The following is a 20369-nucleotide window of genomic DNA, read 5'->3' on the forward strand; positions in this document are numbered from 1 at the left end:
GTCGTCGATCGAATCGATTCGACAAGGAGCGCATGTTGACGACGACCGGGGCCCCGCCCGCCGCCGCCGAGGTCCTTCGTGCCCGTACCGCCGTCGTCGTCGCGTTCGCCGCGAACGGGCTCGCGTTCGCGTCGTTCATCTCCCGCACGCCCGCGATCCGGGACGTGCTGGGGCTGACACCGGGGCAGCTGGGCCTGCTCCTGCTGTGCCTGTCCGCCGGCGCCGTCGCGGGGTTGCCGCTGTCGGGGCCGATCGTCCATCGGCTCGGTCCGGGTCGCGCGGTGCTCTCGGGAGCCCTGTCGGAATGTCTCGGATTGGCCCTGCTGGTCGTCGGGCTGTTCACCGGGGCGGTCGCTCCGGCGGCGATCGGGCTCGTGCTCGCCGGGTTGGGCACGGGGGTCTGGGACGTCGCGATGAACGTCGAGGGTGCCGACGTCGAGCGCAGGCTCGGTCGTTCGCTCATGCCCCGGCTGCACGCAGCGTTCAGCCTCGGCACCGTCGCCGGTGCAGGCCTGGGAGCCGCATCGGCCGCGCTGGGTGTGCCCGTCGCGGTGCAGATCATGGTCGTCGCCGCGCTGCTGCCGGCGGTGGTCATCGTCGCCACCCGGCGGTTCCTGCCCGTCCACGTGGCCACCGCGGAGGAGAAGGCCGCGGGTGCGGGGGTCCTCGCCGCGTGGCGCGAGCCGCGCACGCTCCTGGTCGGACTGCTGGTGCTCGGGTTCGCCTTCACGGAAGGCTCTGCCAACGACTGGATCGCCATCGCGTTCGTCGACGGCTACGGCTCCGGCGAAGCGGTCGGGGCCGTCGCCTTCGGGTTCTTCGTCAGCGCGATGACGATCGGGCGGCTGGTCGGCGGATCCGCGCTCGAACGGTTCGGCCGCGTCGCCGTGCTTCGCGCGACCGCCGCGATCGCACTCGCCGGCCTTCTCCTCGTGGCGCTCGGCGGCTCCACGCCCGTCGCCCTCTGCGGAGCACTGCTCTGGGGGATCGGCGCCTCGCTCGGCTTCCCCGTCGGGATGAGCGCGGCCGCGGACGACCCGGCCCGCGCGGCCGCGCGCGTCTCCGTGGTGAGCTCGATCGGCTACACGGCGTTCCTGGCGGGGCCTCCGTTGATCGGCCTGCTGGCCGAGCACGCCGGCATCCTGCGCGCCCTGTTCGTGGTGCTGGGCGCTCTGGTTCTGGGATTGCTGGCCTCGGGTGCCAGTCGCCCGCTCCCCCTAACAGGGTCGAGCAGCGCCCGCTGACCGAGAACCTGGCCGAATCGCCAGGTTACGGTCATTTTTCACAGCCTTCCGGGCCTTGACGTTGCCGGTTTGGCAGCGAACTCTGTTGCGCGTCGTGCACCACGTTTCGCACAGCGCTTCGGGAGACTCCCCATGATCCACGTCTGCCCGCTCACCGATCTTCCGCGCGGAAGTGCCCGCCGCCTCCCGCTCGACCCGCCGGTCTCGGTGTTCCACACCAGCGACGGCGAGCTCTACGCGATCGATGACACCTGCACCCACCAGGATGCCTCGCTCGCCGACGGTTGGCTCGAGGGTTGCGAAGTCGAGTGCCCGTTACATGCGGCGATATTCGATCTGCGCACCGGAGAACCGGACGGTCTGCTGGCTCGCGAACCGGTCCGTACCCACCGGGTCGTCATCGAGAACGACGCCGTGTACGTCGTCCTCGCCGGGTCCGACGAGCTAGAAGCCGCGTCGTGAGCGCCTCTCCCCGAGTGGTCGTCATCGGGGCAGGCGTCGTCGGAGCCGCGGTCGCCGACGAGCTCACCGCGCGCGGCTGGACCGACGTCACCGTGCTCGACCAGGGCACACTCCCGCTGCCGGGCGGGTCGTCCTCGCACGCTCCGGGCCTGGTGTTCCAGACCAACCCGTCGAAGACCATGGCCGGCTTCGCCCGCTACACCGTCGAGAAGCTCTCCGCGCTGGCCGGGCCGGACGGATCGTGGTGCTTCAACGCCGTCGGCGGCCTGGAGGTCGCCACCACGCCCGAGCGGCTCGCCGAGCTGCGCCGCCGGCACGGTTTCGCCACGAGCTGGGGCATCGAGTCGCGGCTCGTCGGCCCGGACGAGTGCGCGGCCATGCACCCGCTCGTCGACGCCGGCCGGGTGCTCGGCGGGTTCCACACCCCCACGGACGGTCTGGCCAAGGCGCCGCGGGCGGTGGCTGCTCAGCTCGCCCGCGCCGCCGACCGCGGTGCGCGGGTGCTCGGCAACCACCGGGTGCTCGACGTGCTGCGGGAGAAGGGGCGCGTCACGGGCGTGCGCACCGACCACGGCGACCTCCCCGCCGATCTCGTGGTCTCCGCCACGGGCTTCTGGGGGCCGAAGACCGGCGCGCTGGTGGACCTGACGATCCCGCTGCTGCCGATGGCCCACCAGTACGTGACGACCACACCCGTCGCCGCGCTGGCCGGGAGGAACACGGAAGCCGCCGAGGCGAGCGCTCCGATCCTGCGTCACCAGGATCGTGATCTGTACTTCCGTGAGCACGTCGACCGCGTCGGCATCGGCTCCTACGCCCACCGCCCGATGCCGGTGGACCTCGACGTGCTGCCTGCGGAAGGCATGCCGAGCGTCCTGGGCTTCACACCCGAGGACTTCGCGCCGTCCTGGGCCGACGCACGCGAGCTGTTGCCCGCGCTGGGTGACGCCGAGATCGACACCGGCTTCAACGGCATCTTCTCCTTCACGCCCGACGGGATGCCGCTCATCGGCGAGCACCCGGGACTGGCGGGCTTCTGGGTGGCCGAGGCGGTCTGGGTGACCCACTCCTGCGGCGTCGGGCAGGCGCTCGCCCGCTGGCTCGTGGACGGTGAGCCGGGCGTCGACCTGCACGAATGTGACCTCAACCGGTTCGAGGAAGCACAGCTCGCGCCGACCTACATCAGCGCCCGCAGCGCGCAGAACTTCGTGGAGGTCTACGACATCCTGCATCCGCTGGAGCCGCCGGCGCAGCCGCGGCCGTTGCGGGTGAGCCCGTTCCACCCCCGGCAGGTGGAGCTCGGGGCCGTGTTCCTGGAGGCCGCGGGCTGGGAGCGGCCCCACTGGTTCGAGGCCAACGCCGCCCTGCTGGAGGTTGCCGGCATCCCGGAGCGCGGGGCGTGGGCCTCGCGGTTCTGGTCGCCGATCGCGGGGGCCGAAGCGCTCGTCACGCGCGACCGCGTGGCGATGTACGACATGACCCCGCTCAAGCGGCTGGAGGTCAGCGGCGCCGGTGCGCTGGATCTGCTGCAGCGGCTCACCACCAACAACCTCGCCAAGTTGCCGGGCGCGGTGACGTACACGCTGCTGCTGGAGCCGTCCGGCGGCGTGCGCAGCGACCTCACCGTCGCGCGGCTGGGCGAGCAGCGGTTCCAGGTCGGTGCCAACGGCAACCTGGACCTCGACCGGCTCGTCCGCGAGGCGGGTGACGACGTCGTGATCCGCGACATCACGGGCGCCACCTGCTGCATCGGGCTGTGGGGACCGCGAGCCCGGGACGTGCTGGCGTCGGTCACCTCCGATGACGTCTCGCACGCCGGGTTCGGCTACTTCCGGGCCCGCGGCATCCACGTGGACGCCGTGCCCGTCACGGCGATGCGGCTGTCGTACGTCGGCGAGCTGGGCTGGGAGCTCTACACGAGCGCCGAACTCGGGTTGCGGCTGTGGGACGTGCTGTGGGAGGCCGGGCAACGCCACGGCGTGATCGCGGCCGGCCGCAGCGCGTTCAACTCGCTGCGACTGGAGAAGGGCTACCGCAGCGCAGGCACCGACATGACCACCGAGCACGACCCGTACGAGGCCGGGCTGGGCTTCGCGGTGCGCCCCGGCGACTACGTCGGCAGCGGAGCGATCGCGGGGCGCGAGACTCCCGCCCGGCGGCTCGTCCCCCTCCTGCTCGACGACCCTGCGCACGTCGTCATGGGCAAGGAGCCGGTGTGGCATGCCGGCACGCCCGCTGGGTACGTCACCAGTGCGGCCTACGGCTACACGATCGACGCGAGCATCGCCTACGCGTGGTTGCCGGCGGCCGCCGCCGAGCCCGGCACTCCGGTGCACGTGGAGTACTTCGGCGACCGACTACCGGCGGTGGTGGCCGCCGAGCCCCTCTTCGACCCCGAGATGAAACGGATCCGTTCATGAGCGAGCTCGCGAGCGAATCATCGGCGCAGCACCTCGGCGAATCCGCGACCGAGCGCAGCGAGGGCGCGCGATGACCAGCTACGACGTGATCGTGGTCGGGCTCGGCGGGATGGGCTCGGCCGCGGTCCGGCACCTCGCCGCCCGGGGCAAGCGCGTGCTCGGGCTGGAGCGGTTCACCCCCGCTCACGACCGGGGCTCGAGCCACGGGGGCTCGCGGATCATCCGGCAGTCCTACTTCGAGGACCCCGCGTACGTCCCGCTGCTGCTGCGGGCCTACGAGCTGTGGGCCGAGGCGGAGAAAGAGGCCGGCGCCGACCTGCTCACCCTCACCGGCGGCCTCTACCTGGGGCCGCCCGACAGCACGACGTTCGCCGGGAGCCTGCGGGCGGCGCGGGAGTGGGACCTGCCGCACGAGGTGCTGGAGCCCGACGCCGTGCGGGCCCGCTTCCCGACGTTCGCCCCGGCCGCCGACGAGCTGGCCGTGTTCGAGGAGCGTGCGGGCTTCGTCCGTCCCGAGGCGGCCGTGGCCGCACACCTGGAGCTCGCCGCCCGCGACGGCGCCGACCTGCGGTTCGGCCAGCAGGTGCTCTCCTGGGACGCGACGGGCGACGGCGTGTGCGTCCGCACCGCCGAGGGCGAGCACCGCGCGGAACGGCTCGTGATCTCACCGGGGGCGTGGGCGCCCTCGGTGCTTGCCGACCTCGGCCTGCCGCTGCGCGTCGAACGTCAGGTGCAGTACTGGTTCGCCCCGCCCGGCGGCGTCGAGCCGTTCGCCGGCAACCCCGTCTACGTGGCAGAACAAGCCGAGGGAGCGCAGATCTACGGCTTCCCCGCGATGGACGGCCCGGACGGCGGTGTGAAGGTCGCGTTCTTCCGCCGCGGCCGCGACACCGACCCGGACGCACTCGACCGCGTGGTCACCGACGCCGAGGTACAGGAGATGCGCGCCCGCGTCGGCCACACCCTGCCCGGCCTCGTCGGACCGGTGCTGCGGACCGTGCCGTGCATGTACACCACCACGCCCGACGAGCACTTCGTGATCGCCACCCACCCCGAGCACGCCAACGTCACCGTGGCCTGCGGGTTCTCGGGGCACGGGTTCAAGTTCGTGCCGGTCGTCGGGGAGATCCTCGCCGACCTCGCCACCACCGGGGCCACGGCCCACCCGATCGCCCTCTTCGATCCGCGGAGGTTCCCATGACCGTCTCCACGACTCACGGTCCGCCGCCCACCACACAGCCGTCGCTCATCCCCACGCTTCCCGGCTCGGCCTACACCGACCCGTCGGTCTTCGCCGCCGAGCAGGAGCGGATCTTCGAACGCCGCTGGACGTGCGTGGCGTACGCGGCCGACCTCGCCACGCCCGGCGCGTTCCGCACCGTGACGGTGGGCCGGGAGAGCGTCGTGCTCGTCCGGGGCCGCGACGGTGCGGTGCGCGCGTTCCTCAACGTCTGCCGCCACCGCGGTGCCCGGCTCTGTACGGAGGAGGCCGGGGAGCTGCGCCGCAACCTGCAGTGCATGTATCACGCGTGGACCTACGACCTCGCCGGCAAGCTCGTCGCGGCGCCGAACCTGACGTCCATGCCCGACGTCGACCGCGACGAGTACGGGCTGCTGGCCGTGCACATGCGGGAGTGGCTGGGCTACGTGTGGATCTGTCTCGACCCCGATCCGCCCTCCTTCGAGACCGACGTGCTGGGCGAGGTCGTCACCCGGCTCGGCGACCTCACGGCGATCGACAGCTACGGCGTCGAGCACCTGGCGCTGGGCAGGCGGATCACCTATGACGTCGCGGCCAACTGGAAGCTGATCGTCGAGAACTTCATGGAGTGCTACCACTGCGCGACGATCCATCCGGAGCTCACGACAGTCCTTCCGGAGTTCGCCGACGGGTACGCGGCGCAGTACTACGTGGGCCACGGCGCCGAGTTCGGCTCGGAGATCACCGGGTTCACGGTCGACGGGAGCGCGGGAGCCGAGCGGCTCCCCGGCGTCACTCCCGACCAGGATCGCCGCTACTACGCGATCACGATCAAGCCGCAGGTCTTCGTCAACCTGGTGCCCGACCATGTGATCGTCCACCGCATGACTCCACTGGCCGCCAACCGCACGGTGGTGGAGTGCGACTGGCTGTTCGCCCCCGACGTGGTGGCGAGCGGGTGTGACCTCGGCCCGTCGGTGGAGCTGTTCCACCGCGTCAACGTCCAGGACTTCGACGCCTGCGAGCGCACGCAGCCGGGGATGAGCAGCCGTGCCTACCGGGAGGGCGGCGTGCTCGTGCCCAGCGAGCACCACATCGGACAGTTCCATGCCTGGGTGGCCGATCAGCTGGCGTGAGCCCGGCTGATCGAGGTGCTCGCGGCGCAGAAGGGTAACCGCGTGCGACACGAGGAACGGCAACGTCACAGGTCGTCGTTCGGTGCGGCGGCCGTCGCATACGCCGAGCATCGCCCGGACTACGCGCAGGACGCGGTGCGGTGGGCGCTCGCGCCCGCGCCCGGTCCGCGCGTGCTCGACCTCGGCGCCGGCACCGGCAAGCTCACCGCCACGCTGGTGGCGCTGGGCGCCCAGGTCATCGCGGTCGAGCCCGACCCCGCGATGCTGACCGAGCTGCGCCACGCATTGCCGGCTGTCCGCGCCCTGCCGGGGAGTGCGGAGGCGATACCGCTGCCGGACGCGTCCGTCGATGCCGTGCTGGCCGGGCATGCCCTGCACTGGTTCGACATGGCCGTCGCTGGGCCTGAGATCGCCAGGGTCCTCAGACCCGGCGGCATCCTGGCGGGCCTGTGGAACGTCGTCGACAACCGGGTCGACTGGGTCTCCGCACTCGAGCGGGTCAGCGGGAGCGCGGCCATCGGCCCGCGTGACACGCTCAGCAGCTGGCGCGCCGAGACGGCGGCCGCGCATCTACCCGGCCCTGGCGTGATCGCCCGGTTCGGCTCGCCGGAGCAGGCCGAGTTCCCGCACGGGCAGCGCCGCACAGTCGACTCCCTCGTCGCGGCCCTCGCGACGAGGGCGGGCGTGCTGGTCATGCCGGAGCAGGAACGAGAGGCCACGCTCGGGCGGATCCGCGCTTTCCTCGCGAGCCGACCGGAGACCGCCGGCGGCGAGTTCACCCTCCCGATGCTGACCGGCGTGCTGCGCGTCCGGCCGCTGTCCCGCTAGCGCTTCGGGAGGGTCGCCGTCAGCGAGTACAGGCGGGTGATCTGGACGGGGTTCTCGTTGTCGTCGCTGACCAGCAGCAACCGCAGGCGTCCGCCGCCCTCGTGCCGCGTGACGGCGATCCCCTCGATGTTGTCCAGCAGCGGGTTGGGCTGCGGCTGCTTGGCGGTGGCGCCGAGGGTCGGGCACTTCCCGATGTCCGCCAGCAGTGTCTTGCCGATCAGGTGGGTGTCCGTCTGCGGGGTGAGGTTCTCGACCTTGCTGACGTCCGTGGCTCCGCGCGGGTCGGCGAGGTAGAGGCGGACCGTGTTGCCGACGCCCTCGGTGAAGCCTCGTTCGAGCACGAGCAGGCGGCCGTCGCCGGTCGCGGCGATGTCGGAGATGCCGAGGCCGGGATCGCCGCGGTAGGCGTACTGGGCGCCGAGCGTCAAGTCCGCCTTCGGGTTCGGGCGGGTCCAGGTCTGGAAGCGGTGGAGGTCGGGCTCGTCGCCGCTGAGCGGGCCCTCCATCGACGCGATCAGGGTGCGGTCGCCGGGCTGCATCGTCAGGCCCTCGAACGTCAGGTTCGTGGTGGCGCGGCCGGCGGGCGCCACGCGGAGGGCGTCCGGGACGGGAAGGCTGCCGGCGATGAGATGCCCGTCGCGGTCGTAGCGGCGAATGGACGGCTCGACCTCGGACGTGATGAGCCGGGTGCCGTCGGCATCCACGACGATGGCCTCGGAGTCGAGCGGCTTGCCGTTCTCGTCCGCGAGGGGCACCACCTTGGTGGGCTTCTTCGTGCGCCCGTCGAGGTTGAACAGCGAAGACCGGTCGGCGAGCGCGAGGATGCTGCCGTCCGTGTCGACCGCGAGCGCGGAGAGGTTGCCGACGAAGGTGTTGTCGAACGTGGTCTTGTTCAGCGCGTCGGAGAACGAGTTGATGGTCACCGATGGCGAGCACGCGTGGCTGCCGCCCGCGGCTTCGACATCGGCCTGCGCCGGTGCGACCGGTCCGGCGACGGTGACGAGGGCGACCACGGCGGGCACAGCGGCGAGGACGAATGCTGATCGCAAGCGCACGACGACACGCTAGGGGACGATCACCCCCCGTGACGTCCGGCTGTGATCCATGCCGCGTAGAGGCGAGTGCGTGAGATCGACTTCAGCGCTGGGCTCTCGCCCGGGAACAGCACTGATGTCCAGTTCACGGCCGTTTTTCTGATACGAGCCACGGGCCCGCGCGTTCTCCGCGATGCTCTCGCCGTGTCGAGCGTTCCGTCGCCCGGTTCCCACACACCGTGGTGGCCCACCGTCTTTCGCTGGTCGGTCGCCGTGCGGGCCGGGCTCGTGACGAAGGCCGAGCTACGCGGCCGCAGGTATGTCCGCGTTTTCCCCGACGTCTATGCGGCCGCCTCCACGCACCCGTCGGACCCATTGCTGCGCGCCCGCGCCGCTTTCCTGCTCACCGGGGGCCGTGGAGTGGTGTCCGGCTACTCGGCGGCCGAGATGCTCGGTGCCTCGTGCGGCCCGCAAGGTGCACCGGTGGAGCTGACGGTGCCCGGAAGTGGCGCGCGCTCGCACCCCGGTCTGCTGCTGCATCGTGACCAGCTGGCCCGTGACGAGGTGCAGCGGTGCGCGGGGGTGCTCGTCACGACGCCGCTGCGGACCGCGTACGACCTGGCCCGGTGGCAGGACCCCGTGGAGGCGGTGGTCGCCGTCGACACATTGGCGAACCGCGGCCGGTTCGCGCCCGAGGAGGTCCTGCGGCTCGCCGCCCGCTATCCGCGGGCCCGTGGCCGCACCGGCCTGCCACGCGCCGTCGGGCTGTCGGACGCGCGAGCCGGCTCGCCCATGGAGTCGCGACTGCGTCTCGTGCTGGTGTTGCGCGGACTGCCCGCACCCGAGGTGCAGTACCCGGTGCTCGACGATCGCCGCCGCAGGGCGGTGTGGCTCGACATGGCGTACCCGGAGCACCGAATCGGCATCGAGTACGAGGGCGCGGACCATGGCAGCCGGGACGGAGTTCTGCGCGACGTGAGCCGGTACACGGCGCTGGTGGACCGGGGTTGGCGGATGTACCGCTTCAGCAAGTACGAGGTGTACGGCGAACCCGACGAGATCGCCGCGAAGATCCGGCGGGCGCTCGACCGGGCGTGAGATCGACATCAGTGCTGGTCTCGCGCCGAGAGACAGCGCTGGTGTTCATCTCACGGTTGGAACCAGCCCATCCTCCTGCTCATCTCCGATGCTGCTGCACGGAGGGGCGTGGCCAGTTCTTTCAGGCGGGTGGTGTCCATGCGGTAGGCGGGGCCGCTCACGGTCAGCGCCGCGATCACCTGGCCCGCGCGGTCGCACACCGGTGCGGCCGCGGCGTTGAGCCCGATCTCGTACTCCTCGATGGCCACCGCGAGTCCGGTTTCGCGCACCTGCGCGAGCTCGGCGTCGAGCATGCTGAGGGAGGTGATCGTGTTCGGGGTGACCGCCTCCATCCCCGCCTCGGCGAGCAGTTCGGCTCTGCGCTCGGGGTCGAGGTGGGCCAGAAGCACCTTCCCGCTCGACGTGCAGTGCAGCGGCGTGAGCCGGCCGATCCAGTTGTGGGTGGCCACAGTGGACGGTCCCATCGCCTGGTCGATGTTGACGACCCAGTGTGACTGGAGCACCGCGATGTTGATCGTCTCGCCGAGGTCGGCGGCCAGTTGCTCGTACACCGGGCGCCCCTGGCGGGTGACCTCGAGGCGGTCGGATACGGCTCCTGCCAGCGGGATCAGTCCGAACCCGAGCCGGTACTTGCCGCGGTCGGTGGCCTGCTCCACGAGGCCATGGCCTTCGAGGGCGCCGAGTAGCCGGAACGCCGTGGACTTGTGGACCTCGATCTCCGCTGCCACCTCGCTGACGCCCGCCTCGCCCAGCCGAGCCAGTATTTCCAGGACGCTTATCGCGCGGTCCACGGACTGGATCCCGCCGTCTCGACCCCCTGTGTTGCTCATAGCGAAACTATATGCACCAAAACGGGCACACCGCTTGACGTGAGGGCACTTCTGAGGACGATCTACGCGTGCTCAGCCATTTCGTTAACGGATCATGGATCCCCGGCTCCGGTGGGACCGCCGAGGTGATCAACCCGTTCGACGCAAGCGTGCTCGAGAACCTCGTCCAGGCCGGGCCTGACGAGGTCGACCGGGCGGTGCTTGCGGCGCGGGCCGCGTTCGACACCGGGCCCTGGCGACGCACCCCGGCGACGGAGCGCGCGGCGTTGCTGCGCCGGGTCGCCGACCTGCTCGTGCGGGACAAGGAGAAGATCGCCCGCACCGAGACGCTCGACACCGGTAAGACGCTGGTGGAGAGCCGGATCGACGTCGACGACGTGACCGCGGTGTTCCGCTACTACGCCGATCTCGCCGACAAGGACGTGGGGCGGATCGTCGACTCCGGGCAGGCCCACGTCGTCAGCCGGGTGGTCCACGAGCCGATCGGTGTGTGCGCGCTCATCACGCCCTGGAACTACCCGCTGCTGCAGCTGTCGTGGAAGGTCGCTCCCGCGATCGTCGCGGGCAACACGATGGTGATCAAGCCCAGCGAGGTGACGCCGCTGACGAGCGTGATGCTCGTGCGGCTGCTCGAAGAGGCGGGCGTTCCGCAGGGCGTGGTCAACATCGTGCTGGGGGACGGCCCCGGCGTCGGGGCCCCGCTCACGGAGCATCCGGCCGTCGACATGGTCAGCTTCACCGGCGGCCTCGCCACCGGCCAGGCGATCATCCGCGCGTCCGCCGCCACGGTGAAGCGCGTGGCCGTCGAGCTCGGTGGAAAGAACCCCAACATCGTCTTCGCCGACACCGACTTCGAGACGGCGCTCGACTACGCGATCACTGCGGTGTTCCTGCACTCGGGTCAGGTGTGCTCGGCGGGTGCCCGGCTCATCGTGCAGGACGAGATGCACGACGACCTCGTGGCCGAGATCGGGCGGCGGGCCGAGCGGATCAGGTTGGGCAACGGCCTCGACGAGGGGAGCGAGGTCGGCCCGCTGGTGTCGGCGGCACACCGCGCCAAGATCGAAGACTACGTCGCGTCGGCGCAGGCCGAAGGGGCGCGACTGGTCGCGGGTGGGTGCCGGCCGGAGGAGCCCGAGTTGCAGAAGGGGTTCTTCTACCGGCCCACGGTGTTCGCCGACGTGCATCGCGAGATGCGCGTGGTCCGCGAGGAGACGTTCGGTCCCATTCTCACCGTGGAGCGCTTCTCCTCCGAGGAGGAGGCCATCGTGCTGGGCAACGACACCGATTTCGGCCTCGCCGGTGCGGTGTGGACCGCCGACATGGGCCGAGCCGAGCGGGTGGCGGGGGCACTGCGGCACGGCACGGTGTGGATCAACGACTACCACCCGTACATCCCGGGGGCGGAGTGGGGTGGTTTCAAGCGGTCCGGCAACGGTCGCGAACTCGGTCCGACGGGGCTGGCCGAGTATCAGGAACACAAGCACATCTGGCACAACACCGCACCAAAGCCGATGCGGTGGTTCTCGGGATGAATACAGGAGGTCCGCGGTGAGCGCTCCCCAGGACGACGGGCTCGCCGATTTCGGCTACAGCCAGTCGCTCGACCGCAGCATCGGAAAGTTTGCCAGCTTCGCGGCAGGCATCAGCTACATCTCGATCCTGACGGGCACGTTCCAGCTGTTCTACTTCGGTTTCGCATTCGGCGGCCCCGCCTATTGGTGGTCGTGGCCGCTCGTGTTCTTCGGCCAGGTCATGGTGGCGCTCTGTTTCGCGGAGCTGGCCGCGCGCTATCCCGTTGCGGGGTCGGTCTACAACTGGTCGAAACGCCTCGCCGGCCCGGCAACATCCTGGCTGGCAGGTTGGATGATGTTCATGGCCTCGGTCGTCACGATCTCGGCGGTCGCGCTGGGCTACCAGACCACGCTTCCGCAGATCTGGAGCGGATTCCAACTCGTCGGCGACGGCAGCGGCACCACATTCGCGGTTTCCGCTGTGATCTGGGGCGTGGTCCTCGTCGCGTTCACGACCACGGTGAACGCCATCGGCGTTCGGCTGATGGCCCGGATCAACAGCATCGGTGTGTTCATCGAGCTGATCGCCGCGGTGATCCTGGTGGTCCTGCTCGGCGTCAACATCGTCAACCCGCCCACGGTGCTCTTCGACACCCAGGGCCTCGGCGAGGGTACGAATCTCGGTTACTTCGGGGCGTTCCTCATCGCCACGCTCGCCAGCGCCTATGTCATGTACGGCTTCGACACCGCCAGTTCGTTGGGTGAGGAGACCGTCGACCCGCGGCGTACGGCGCCCTCGGCGATCCTGCGTGCCGTGATCGCGTCGTTCATCATCGGCGGGCTGATCCTGATGTTCGCCATTCTCGCCGCGCCCGACCTCGCCGACCCGGCGATCGGGGAGAACGGCCTGCAGTACATCGTGCTCTCCGTGCTCGGTGGCCCGGTCGGCAGCGTCCTGCTGGTGGCGGTGATCGTCGCGATCACGGTCTGCGCGCTCGCGGTGCACACCGCGGCGATCCGGCTGATGTTCGCCATGGCGCGTGACAACGCTCTCCCCGGTGCCGCGCGGCTCGCCCACCTCGACCCGAAGCGGCGGACCCCGCTCGTGCCGGCGGTGCTGATCGGTGTGGCCGCGGTGCTGATCCTCGTGGTCAACATCGGCTCGCGGGAGATCTTCACGGCAGTCACCAGCGTCGCGATCATCATGATCTACATCGCGTACCTGCTGGTCACGGCGCCGATGCTCGGCAAGCGTCTGCGTGGCGAGTGGCCGGGTCCCGGCGCGGGCAAGGACGGCTACTTCTCGCTCGGGCGCTGGGGCCTGCCTGTCAACATCATCGCCGTGGTGTGGGGTGCGGTGATGGCCGTCAACCTCGCCTGGCCCCGCACGGAGGTCTACGGCGAGGGTCTGCTGGCCTGGAGCGCGTTCATCTTCATCGGCGCGGTCGTCGTGGTGGGGCTGGGCTGGTTCCTGCTGCGCGGCCGGCACCAGGTCGGCACGCTGCCCGAGCACCTCGCGAAGCAGCTCGACGTCGACCCGACGGTGCCGAAGGACGCCCAGTCCTTCCCGGAGGGGAGCCAGGCGTGAGTGAGCTTGCGAGCGAACCATTGGGCACAGCAGCTTGGCGAACGTGGCCGACGAGCGTCAGCGAGGAGGCCGCGTGAGGGAAGTGTTCGACTACGTGGTCGTCGGCGGCGGGTCGTCGGGCTGTGCCCTCGCCGCGCGGCTGTCGGAGGACCCGAAAGTCACGGTGTGCCTCCTGGAGGCCGGACCATCCGATGTGGACGACCCGGCGATCCTGAAGCTCACCGACTGGATGGCGCTGCTGGACTCCGGCTACGACTGGGACTACCTGGTCGAACCGCAGGAGCACGGCAACAGCTTTCTGCGGCACGCGCGCGCGAAGGTGCTCGGCGGCTGCTCGTCGCACAACTCGTGCATCGCGTTCTGGACGCCGCGCGAGGACCTCGACGAGTGGGCGTCCATGGGCTGCGACGGCTGGAGCGCCGACGAGTGCTGGCCGCTGATCGAGCGGCTGGAGACCAACGACGGGCCGTGGTCCGGGCACGGTCGATCGGGCCCGGTCACGATCATGCAGGTCGAACCGGACGACCTGTGCGGCGTGGCGGTGCTGGAGGCCGCCGCCGCCGTCGGGCTCCCGACCGTCCGGTTCAACGAGGGCACCACGGTCTGCGAGGGCGCGGGGTTCTTCCAGATCAACCAGGAGCCCGACGGCACGCGCGCCTCGTCGTCACGGGCGTACCTGCACCCGATCATGGGTTCGCGGCCCAACCTCGAGATCCGCACGGGCGCCTGGGCGTCGCGGGTGCTGTTCGAAGCAGGGCACGCGACCGGCGTGGAGTACCAGCAGGACATCGGCCCCGGCAGGCGCACGGTCACCGCGCGCCGCGAGGTGGTGCTGTCGGCCGGGTCGATCGACACTCCGAAGCTGCTGATGCTCTCCGGGATCGGTCCGGCCGAGCACCTGCGCGAGTTCGGCATCGACGTGCTCGTGGACGCGCCAGGTGTGGGGTCCAACCTGGACGACCACGTCGAGGGCCTCGTGATGTGGGAGGCGTCCCGGCCGATGGTCACCCGCTCCACGCAGTGGTGGGAGATCGGGCTGTTCACGCGCACGGAGCCCGGGCTGGACCGGCCGGACCTGATGATGCACTACGGCTCCGTGCCGTTCGACCTCAACACCGTGCGCTGGGGCTACCCGACCACGGACAACGGTTTCTGCTTGACCCCGAACGTGACCCGTGGACGGTCGCGGGGCACGGTGCGGCTGCGCACTCGTGACTTCCGTGACCGGCCCAAGGTCGATCCGCGCTACTTCACCGACCCCGAGGGCCACGACATGGCCGTGATGCTCGCCGGTCTGAAGCTCGCGCGGCGGATCGGGGAGCAGCAGCCGCTCAAGGAGTGGGTGGCCAGGGAGCTCGCGCCCGGCCCGGACGTGGTGACCGACGACGAGTTGGTGGACTACGTCACGAAGACCCACAACACCGTCTACCACCCGGCGTGCACCGCCAAGATGGGGCCGGCGTCCGACCCGATGGCCGTGGTCGACCCTCAACTACGGGTGCGCGGGGTGGACGGGCTGCGGATCGCGGATGCGTCGATCCTGCCGTTCCTGCCGGCGATCAACCCCAACATCACCTGCATGATGATCGGGGAGAAGGCGAGTGATCTGCTGCTGCGGTGATTGACCTCGGGATGTGGCGGTGATCCAGTGGACGGCATGGCAGAAAAGCCGAACTGGGCCGAGATCAATCCGCCGGTCATCGCCACATTCCGGGCGAACCATGGGCAGGTCGGCGGCCCTTTCGTGGCTTCGCCCATCCTGCTGTTGCACACCGTCGGGGCACGGACCGGTCAGCCCCGGATCAACCCCCTGACCTACCTCCCCGACGGCGACCGGTTCGTCGTGTTCGCGAGCGACCAGGGCGCTTCCCGCCACCCGGACTGGTTCCACAACATCGTCGCCGGCCCGGCGGTGCAGGTGGAGGTCGGCGACCAGATCCTCGCCGCCATCGCCACCGTGGCGGAGGAACCGGAACGCAGCGAGCTCTACGCGCGCCAGGTGGCCGCGCTGCCCCGGTTCGGGGAGTACCAGGAGAGGACCAGCCGCACGATCCCGGTCGTCATCCTCACCCCGTCCGGGCCGGGCGCAGGCGCGCGAGCTACTGGAAGCTGATGAACACCGGGGACTGCGGCCCGATGGCCATCGTCTGGGCAGCGGTGAACATCGGGCTGTCCTCGTCGTAGAAGTTCTTCCAGCCCCAGCGGATACCGGACGGCGCGGCCTGGTGCAGCGTGCGCCATGTCGCGAACTTGAGGTCCGGGGTGCCGAAGCCGTCGGCGTGCAGCAGGAGCGACAGTTCGTCGCGCGATGTGTCGAGCCGCTCTCGCCCGTTGATCATCATGAGCCGGAACTGGTGCACCATCAGCAGCTTCTGCGGAAGCACCCGATCCCGGGTGAGATCGGCGAGCCATGTCACCACGGAGTTGACCTCGTCGATGCCGACCGAGCCGATCTGCACGCGGTGGAGCTGTTGCGGGCCGAGCCGCCACTCGGGGTCCAGAGCCAGCCCGACATGGGGCTGGGCGAGCAGTTCCTCGTAGCGCTTGGCCTGGGTGAGGAAGTCGGTGCGACCCGGTTGCAGGTCCAGCATCACGTAGACGCCCGCGTCGCGCGCCGCGTCGACCCACGGACGGAGTTCGTCGACCGAGGACTCGGCCGAATAGTTGCCGTCCGCGCCTGGCACGGAGTCGGCGACCGTGGCGATGATCTCGAAGGCCGGCACGACCGGTTCTCCCACGAGCGGCTGGTACTCGGCCGCGAGTTCCCGGGCACGCCGTATCGATCCCGCGATGTCCTGCTCGCCGAGCACACCGAGAGCCGGGGCGCCGGGATGACCGTAGAGGGCCACCATCCGCCGTCCCGGGAACGCGACCTGGCCGCCGCCGGGAAGCATCACGCCGGTAGCGGCCACAGCCAGCCGTTGCTCGAGTACCTGGGGTGTGCCGAACCCGGAGCCGAGGGCGACCACATGGTCCGGACGCCGGAGAAGTTCGGAGGCGAGCCGCGGGTCGCCCCCCGGCAGTACGGCCAGATCTGCCCCGGAGGCACGGGCCGTGGTGATCGCCGCGAGCTGGGCAGCGGGGTCGAGCGCCAGCACCAGCACGGACGGGCGGCGGGGCGGTGCGACGACAGGGGACAGCGCGGCTTCGTCGGTGACGATCCTGGCCGCAACCTCCGCCGCGGTTGCCCAGCGCACGGCCTCCTCGCCCACGGCGAGCACGGTGGTGGTGCCGAGCCTGGTCAGCTCGGCGCGTACATCGGGGGAGTCCTCATCGGTGGGGGTCAGCAACAGAGGCGCGCCGATCCGCTCCGCCATGGGGCCTGCCGCAGCCTGCCCGGCCGGATCCGCGGCCGTGGTGAGCACCGCGACGGGCGCGCCGGCGAAGAGTGCGGCGCTGGTGGCGACGGCCAGTGCGGCCGGACCGTCGGTGCTGAGCACGGTGGTCGCCCCGGCGGGCACCGTGACGCGAGCGGTCAGCGGAGCCAGCGGAACGACAGGGGTGCAGGCGAGGGCCGACAGACAGGCCATGAGGACGCCGACGGAACATGCCGCCCGCCAGGCGCGGCGGAACGACAAAGGCCCCGACCCGCGACGTTCTGCCCGTACCTCCACTCTCACGCACAGTAGTTCAGTGCGGGCCCTCCGCCAGGTCCGTGAGGACTCCCGTATGGGGGACATCGGGCAGGTACTCGCTGATCAGCGGGCGACCCGCGCGGGCGTGGCGAGCGGCTGTGCGAGCTCGGCGGGCTCCATTCCCGCGCCGCGGTCGAACTCGTTGTCGAAACCCCGCTCACCGAGAGCCCCGCGGGCCGTGGCCGTGATCCGGTCGACGTCGCCGCGCTCGGCGTCGGGCAGGGGTGCGCCGACCGACTCCCGTGCCGCTGCGGCGGCGCCGAGCAGCCGGGCGGCCCGCACGTGCTCGCCGACCAGTGCGAGGGCTCCGGCCAGGCCTTCCATGGCCAGCGCGACGGCCCGCGGATCACCGACCCGGCGCGCCATCGCGAAGCCGTCGAGATGCAGCTTGGTGGCTGCGGCCGCATCGCCGCGCAGCTCCGCGACGAAGCCGAGCTCGGCGAGGATCAGGGCGTTGCCCGGATCGACGACCGCTCCGCCGTTCCAGGTGAGCAGGGTGTGGAGGTGCTCCTCGGCGGTGTCGAGATCGCCCACGCGGCGCGCGCAGAGCGCGAGCCCGGTGGCGGCGTACATGCGGCCCGGGACGAAAGCGTGCTCCATGGCAGTGCGCAGCGCCTGCTCGTGGAGCTGCGTCGATTCCGCGAACCGCCCCTCGAGCAGGGCGACCCGGCCGAGCCACGACAGCTGGTAGGACACCTCGGCCCACAGGCCGAGCTCCTCGGCCATCCGCAACCCCTCACGGTGCTGTCGGGTGGCCCGCTCGTAGTCGCCCGCGATCGAGGCGAGTGTGCCGACGGCGTAGGACGCCTGCACCTGCCCCCAGCGGTCGCCGACCTCGTGGAACAACGCGGCGGCCCGGGCGGCGGCGCGGCCCGCGCCCGCGAGATCCCCCGCGGTCATCAGCTGGCTCATCTGGTCGACGAGAGCGGCGGCGACGCCCCAGCGATCGCCCAGAGCGCGGAAGGTGCGCAGGGCGACCGCGGTGAAATGCTCGCCACGGGCGTGGCCCACGGTGGCGAGGGCGTACCCGAGGAACCACTGCATCCGCGCGCGCAGCGCCGCGGGCTCGATGGCCGCGATGTCGAGCGCCAGCCCGGTGTCGAGCTCCGGTGGCGCCTCGATCCGATCGCCGTCGAGCACGCCGAGGCCCGCATCCCAGGCTGACGCGACGGCCCGCACGGTGGCGGGCGCGGCACCCGGCACGGACAGCGCGCGGCCCAGCGACCGACGAGCCTCACCGACCCGGCCGCGGAGGAACCAGTACCACGAGAGCGCTCCGGCCAAGCGCAACGCGGACTCGGCGCCCTCGGGTTGCTGGCACGTGTGCTCGAACGCGGCCCGCATGTTGGCGGCCTCCGCGTCGAGCCGTTCGAGCCAGAGCCCCTGCGCGGGGCCGCGCAGGAGCGGTTCGGCGTGCTCGGCGACGCCGAGGTAGTGCAGGGCGTGCAGCCCGCGCAGCTCCTCGGCCTCTCCCGCATCGGCCACCCGCTCGAGGCAGTAGGCGGCGACCGATTCGAGCAGCCGGAACCGGGGTTCGCCGACAGCGCCGGTGTGGGCGACGACCAGCGAACGGTCCACCAGCCGGCTGAGCAGGTGGACGACGTCCCCGGGCGCCACCCCGGGGCCCGCGCACACCGCCTCGGCAGCGCCCAAGCCGCAGCCCTCGGCGTGGACGGCGAGTCGGCGCAGCACTATTTGCTCCGGTGCGGTGAGCAGCTCCCAGCTCCAGTCGATCATCGCGCGCAGCGTCTGCTGCCGGGCCGGTGCACCGCGGGCTCCGGTGGACAACAGCCCGAACCGGTCGTCGAGTCGGGCGAGCAGCTCGTGGACCCCGAGGGCCCGCACCCGGGTGGCTGCCAGCTCCAGAGCCAGCGGGATGCCGTCGAGCCGCCGGCAGATCGCGGCGACGGCGGGCGCGGCGGCCGCGTCGAGGGCGAAGCCCGGCGCTGCCGCGGCCGCGCGGGCTACGAACAGCTGCACAGCGGACGCCTCCCGCACCGCGTGGAGGCTGTGCTCGGCGCCGCGCTCGGGCAGCGTGAGCGGCGGGACGGGCTGGAGCACCTCGCCGGTGAGGCCGAGGGGCTCCCGGCTGGTGGTGAGGATCCGCAGGCCGGGCGCGAGGCGGAGCAGCCGCTGGGCCAGCGCCGCGACCTGCTCGACCACCTGCTCGCAGTTGTCCAGCACGAGCAGGACCTCCCGCTCGCGCAACGCCTCGCCGAGCCGGTCGACGAGGCGGGTGGGCGCACCGGCCGAGACGGGGCCCTGGTCGTCGCGGACGCCGAGCGCGGCCGCGACCACCTCCACCAGCCGCTCCTCGGCCGGCCCCGGCTGCTCGGGGTGCACCTGCCGGTCGATGCCGGCGAGCTCGACCAGCCACGTGCCGTCGGGTAGCTCGGACACGAGCTGGCGGGCCGTCTCCACTGCGAGGCTCGTCTTCCCGACGCCGCCCGGGCCGGTGAGCGTGACCAGCCGGGCGCTGCGGAGCAACATGCGCACCTCCTCCACCGCTGAAGCCCGGCCGACCAGCTCGGTGATCGGGGCAGGCAGGTTGGTGGTGGGGCGCGTCGCTGCGGGGGAGCGGCGCGATCCCGGATCCTGCGTGAGGATCGCCTGCTGCAGGGCCGCGAGCTCGGGGCCGGGTTCGAGCCCGAGCTCCTCGACCAGCCGTGCGCGCAGCTCGGAGTAGCTCGCCAGCGCCTCACGCGGAAGCCCGGCCTGGTGGAGCGCGCGGATCTGCGCCGCGCGCAGCCGCTCCCGCAGTGGATGCCGGGCGACGAGCTCCTCGAGTTCGCCGATCAGCGCGCCGTCGGGGGGACCGGGGGCCGCGAGCAGCGCCTCGGCCCGCTCCTCGGACGCGACCAGCCGTTCCTCCTCCAGGCCACGGACGGCCGGGGCGGCGAACGGTTCGCCTGCGATGTCGGCCAGGGCGGGACCCCGCCACAACGCCAGGGCGTCGGACAGCATCGCCGCCCGCTCGCCGGGGTGGTCGGTGGCGCGGGCCCGGGCGGTCAACGCACGGAACTCCCCGACGTCGACGGTGCACACCTCGGTGCGCAGCCGATATCCCGCCGGCTCGTGGACGACGAGCTCCCGGCCGCCCGGCTCGGCGTTCTCCAACGCGCTGCGCAGCTGCGACACCTTCGTCTGCAGCGTGTTGCGGGGGTTGCCGGGTAGCTGCCCGCCCCACAGATCGTCGAGCAGCCGATCGACGGACACCGGCCGTCCGTCGTGGACGAGCAGATCGGCCAGCAGGGCACGGACCTTCAGCTCGGGGACCCGCACGGGGGTGCCCTGCGACGTCCACACGGCCAGCGGACCGAGCACCCCGAAACGCACGAGTCGACGGTAACCGCTCCGACCGACGGAATCGGGCACGAGT

The 20369-nt window shown here is 71.4% G+C and carries 15 protein-coding genes; 11 read left to right on the forward strand and 4 right to left on the reverse strand.

Annotation, left to right across the window (positions count from 1 at the left end; genetic code table 11):
- Nucleotides 1–32 precede the first annotated feature (32 nt).
- The 6 genes from MMF94_RS26530 to MMF94_RS26555 all read left to right on the forward strand — a co-directional run bounded on the left by MMF94_RS26530 (nucleotide 33) and on the right by MMF94_RS26555 (nucleotide 7291).
- Complete coding sequence (locus MMF94_RS26530) at nucleotides 33–1244, forward strand: MFS transporter (protein ID WP_241039913.1); 1212 nt, start codon at nucleotides 33–35, stop codon at nucleotides 1242–1244.
- 132 nt (nucleotides 1245–1376) lie between these two features.
- The gene (locus MMF94_RS26535) at nucleotides 1377–1706 is read left to right on the forward strand and encodes a bifunctional 3-phenylpropionate/cinnamic acid dioxygenase ferredoxin subunit (protein ID WP_241039914.1); all 330 of its coding nucleotides are present in this window, start codon (nucleotides 1377–1379) and stop codon (nucleotides 1704–1706) included.
- Nucleotides 1703–4126 (forward strand): GcvT family protein, encoded by a 2424-nt coding sequence (locus tag MMF94_RS26540; protein ID WP_241039915.1) that lies wholly within the window; start codon nucleotides 1703–1705, stop codon nucleotides 4124–4126. The genes MMF94_RS26535 and MMF94_RS26540 overlap by 4 nt, the downstream gene beginning before the upstream one ends.
- 70 nt (nucleotides 4127–4196) lie before the next feature.
- Complete coding sequence (gene solA / locus MMF94_RS26545) at nucleotides 4197–5327, forward strand: N-methyl-L-tryptophan oxidase (RefSeq protein WP_241039916.1); 1131 nt, start codon at nucleotides 4197–4199, stop codon at nucleotides 5325–5327.
- Entirely contained in the window at nucleotides 5324–6463 is a 1140-nt protein-coding gene (locus MMF94_RS26550; RefSeq protein ID WP_241039917.1) for an aromatic ring-hydroxylating oxygenase subunit alpha, read from the forward strand. The genes solA and MMF94_RS26550 overlap by 4 nt, the downstream gene beginning before the upstream one ends.
- 42 nt (nucleotides 6464–6505) lie before the next feature.
- Nucleotides 6506–7291, forward strand: coding sequence for a class I SAM-dependent methyltransferase (locus MMF94_RS26555; protein ID WP_241039918.1), 786 nt, complete (start codon nucleotides 6506–6508; stop codon nucleotides 7289–7291).
- Here MMF94_RS26555 and MMF94_RS26560 read toward each other — a convergent pair.
- Nucleotides 7288–8346, reverse strand: coding sequence for an esterase-like activity of phytase family protein (locus MMF94_RS26560; RefSeq protein ID WP_241039919.1), 1059 nt, complete (start codon nucleotides 8344–8346; stop codon nucleotides 7288–7290). The two genes, MMF94_RS26555 and MMF94_RS26560, sit on opposite strands and share 4 nt — an antisense overlap.
- Nucleotides 8347–8529: 183 nt before the next feature.
- Between MMF94_RS26560 and MMF94_RS26565 the strand changes: the two genes are divergently transcribed.
- Entirely contained in the window at nucleotides 8530–9423 is an 894-nt protein-coding gene (locus MMF94_RS26565; RefSeq protein ID WP_241039920.1) for an endonuclease domain-containing protein, read from the forward strand.
- A 50-nt stretch (nucleotides 9424–9473) separates the two neighbouring features.
- On the opposite strand, the gene MMF94_RS26570 is transcribed toward MMF94_RS26565, so the two are convergent.
- Nucleotides 9474–10253: an IclR family transcriptional regulator gene (locus MMF94_RS26570; protein WP_241039921.1), complete on the reverse strand. Its 780-nt coding sequence runs from the start codon at nucleotides 10251–10253 to the stop codon at nucleotides 9474–9476.
- A gap of 68 nt (nucleotides 10254–10321) precedes the next feature.
- Here MMF94_RS26570 and MMF94_RS26575 point away from each other — a divergent pair, with 68 nt between their 5' ends.
- The 4 genes from MMF94_RS26575 (at nucleotide 10322) to MMF94_RS26590 (ending at nucleotide 15468) form a co-directional block, all read left to right on the forward strand.
- On the forward strand, nucleotides 10322–11788 hold the full coding sequence (locus MMF94_RS26575; protein WP_241039922.1) for an aldehyde dehydrogenase family protein: 1467 nt from the start codon (nucleotides 10322–10324) through the stop codon (nucleotides 11786–11788).
- A gap of 16 nt (nucleotides 11789–11804) precedes the next feature.
- On the forward strand, nucleotides 11805–13355 hold the full coding sequence (locus MMF94_RS26580) for an APC family permease (protein WP_241039923.1): 1551 nt from the start codon (nucleotides 11805–11807) through the stop codon (nucleotides 13353–13355).
- Nucleotides 13356–13428: 73 nt separating this feature from the next.
- Complete coding sequence (locus MMF94_RS26585) at nucleotides 13429–14976, forward strand: GMC family oxidoreductase (RefSeq protein ID WP_241039924.1); 1548 nt, start codon at nucleotides 13429–13431, stop codon at nucleotides 14974–14976.
- 36 nt (nucleotides 14977–15012) lie between these two features.
- Complete coding sequence (locus MMF94_RS26590) at nucleotides 15013–15468, forward strand: nitroreductase family deazaflavin-dependent oxidoreductase (protein ID WP_241039925.1); 456 nt, start codon at nucleotides 15013–15015, stop codon at nucleotides 15466–15468.
- On the opposite strand, the gene MMF94_RS26595 is transcribed toward MMF94_RS26590, so the two are convergent.
- Both MMF94_RS26595 and MMF94_RS26600 read right to left on the reverse strand, forming a co-directional pair.
- Complete coding sequence (locus MMF94_RS26595; RefSeq protein ID WP_241039926.1) at nucleotides 15455–16885, reverse strand: hypothetical protein; 1431 nt, start codon at nucleotides 16883–16885, stop codon at nucleotides 15455–15457. The two genes, MMF94_RS26590 and MMF94_RS26595, sit on opposite strands and share 14 nt — an antisense overlap.
- Nucleotides 16886–17053: 168 nt before the next feature.
- The gene (locus MMF94_RS26600; RefSeq protein ID WP_241039927.1) at nucleotides 17054–20326 is read right to left on the reverse strand and encodes an AfsR/SARP family transcriptional regulator; all 3273 of its coding nucleotides are present in this window, start codon (nucleotides 20324–20326) and stop codon (nucleotides 17054–17056) included.
- Nucleotides 20327–20369: the final 43 nt, after the last annotated feature.

The sequence above is a fragment of the Pseudonocardia alaniniphila genome, assembly GCF_022524485.1.
GTDB classification, from domain to species: domain Bacteria; phylum Actinomycetota; class Actinomycetes; order Mycobacteriales; family Pseudonocardiaceae; genus Pseudonocardia; species Pseudonocardia alaniniphila.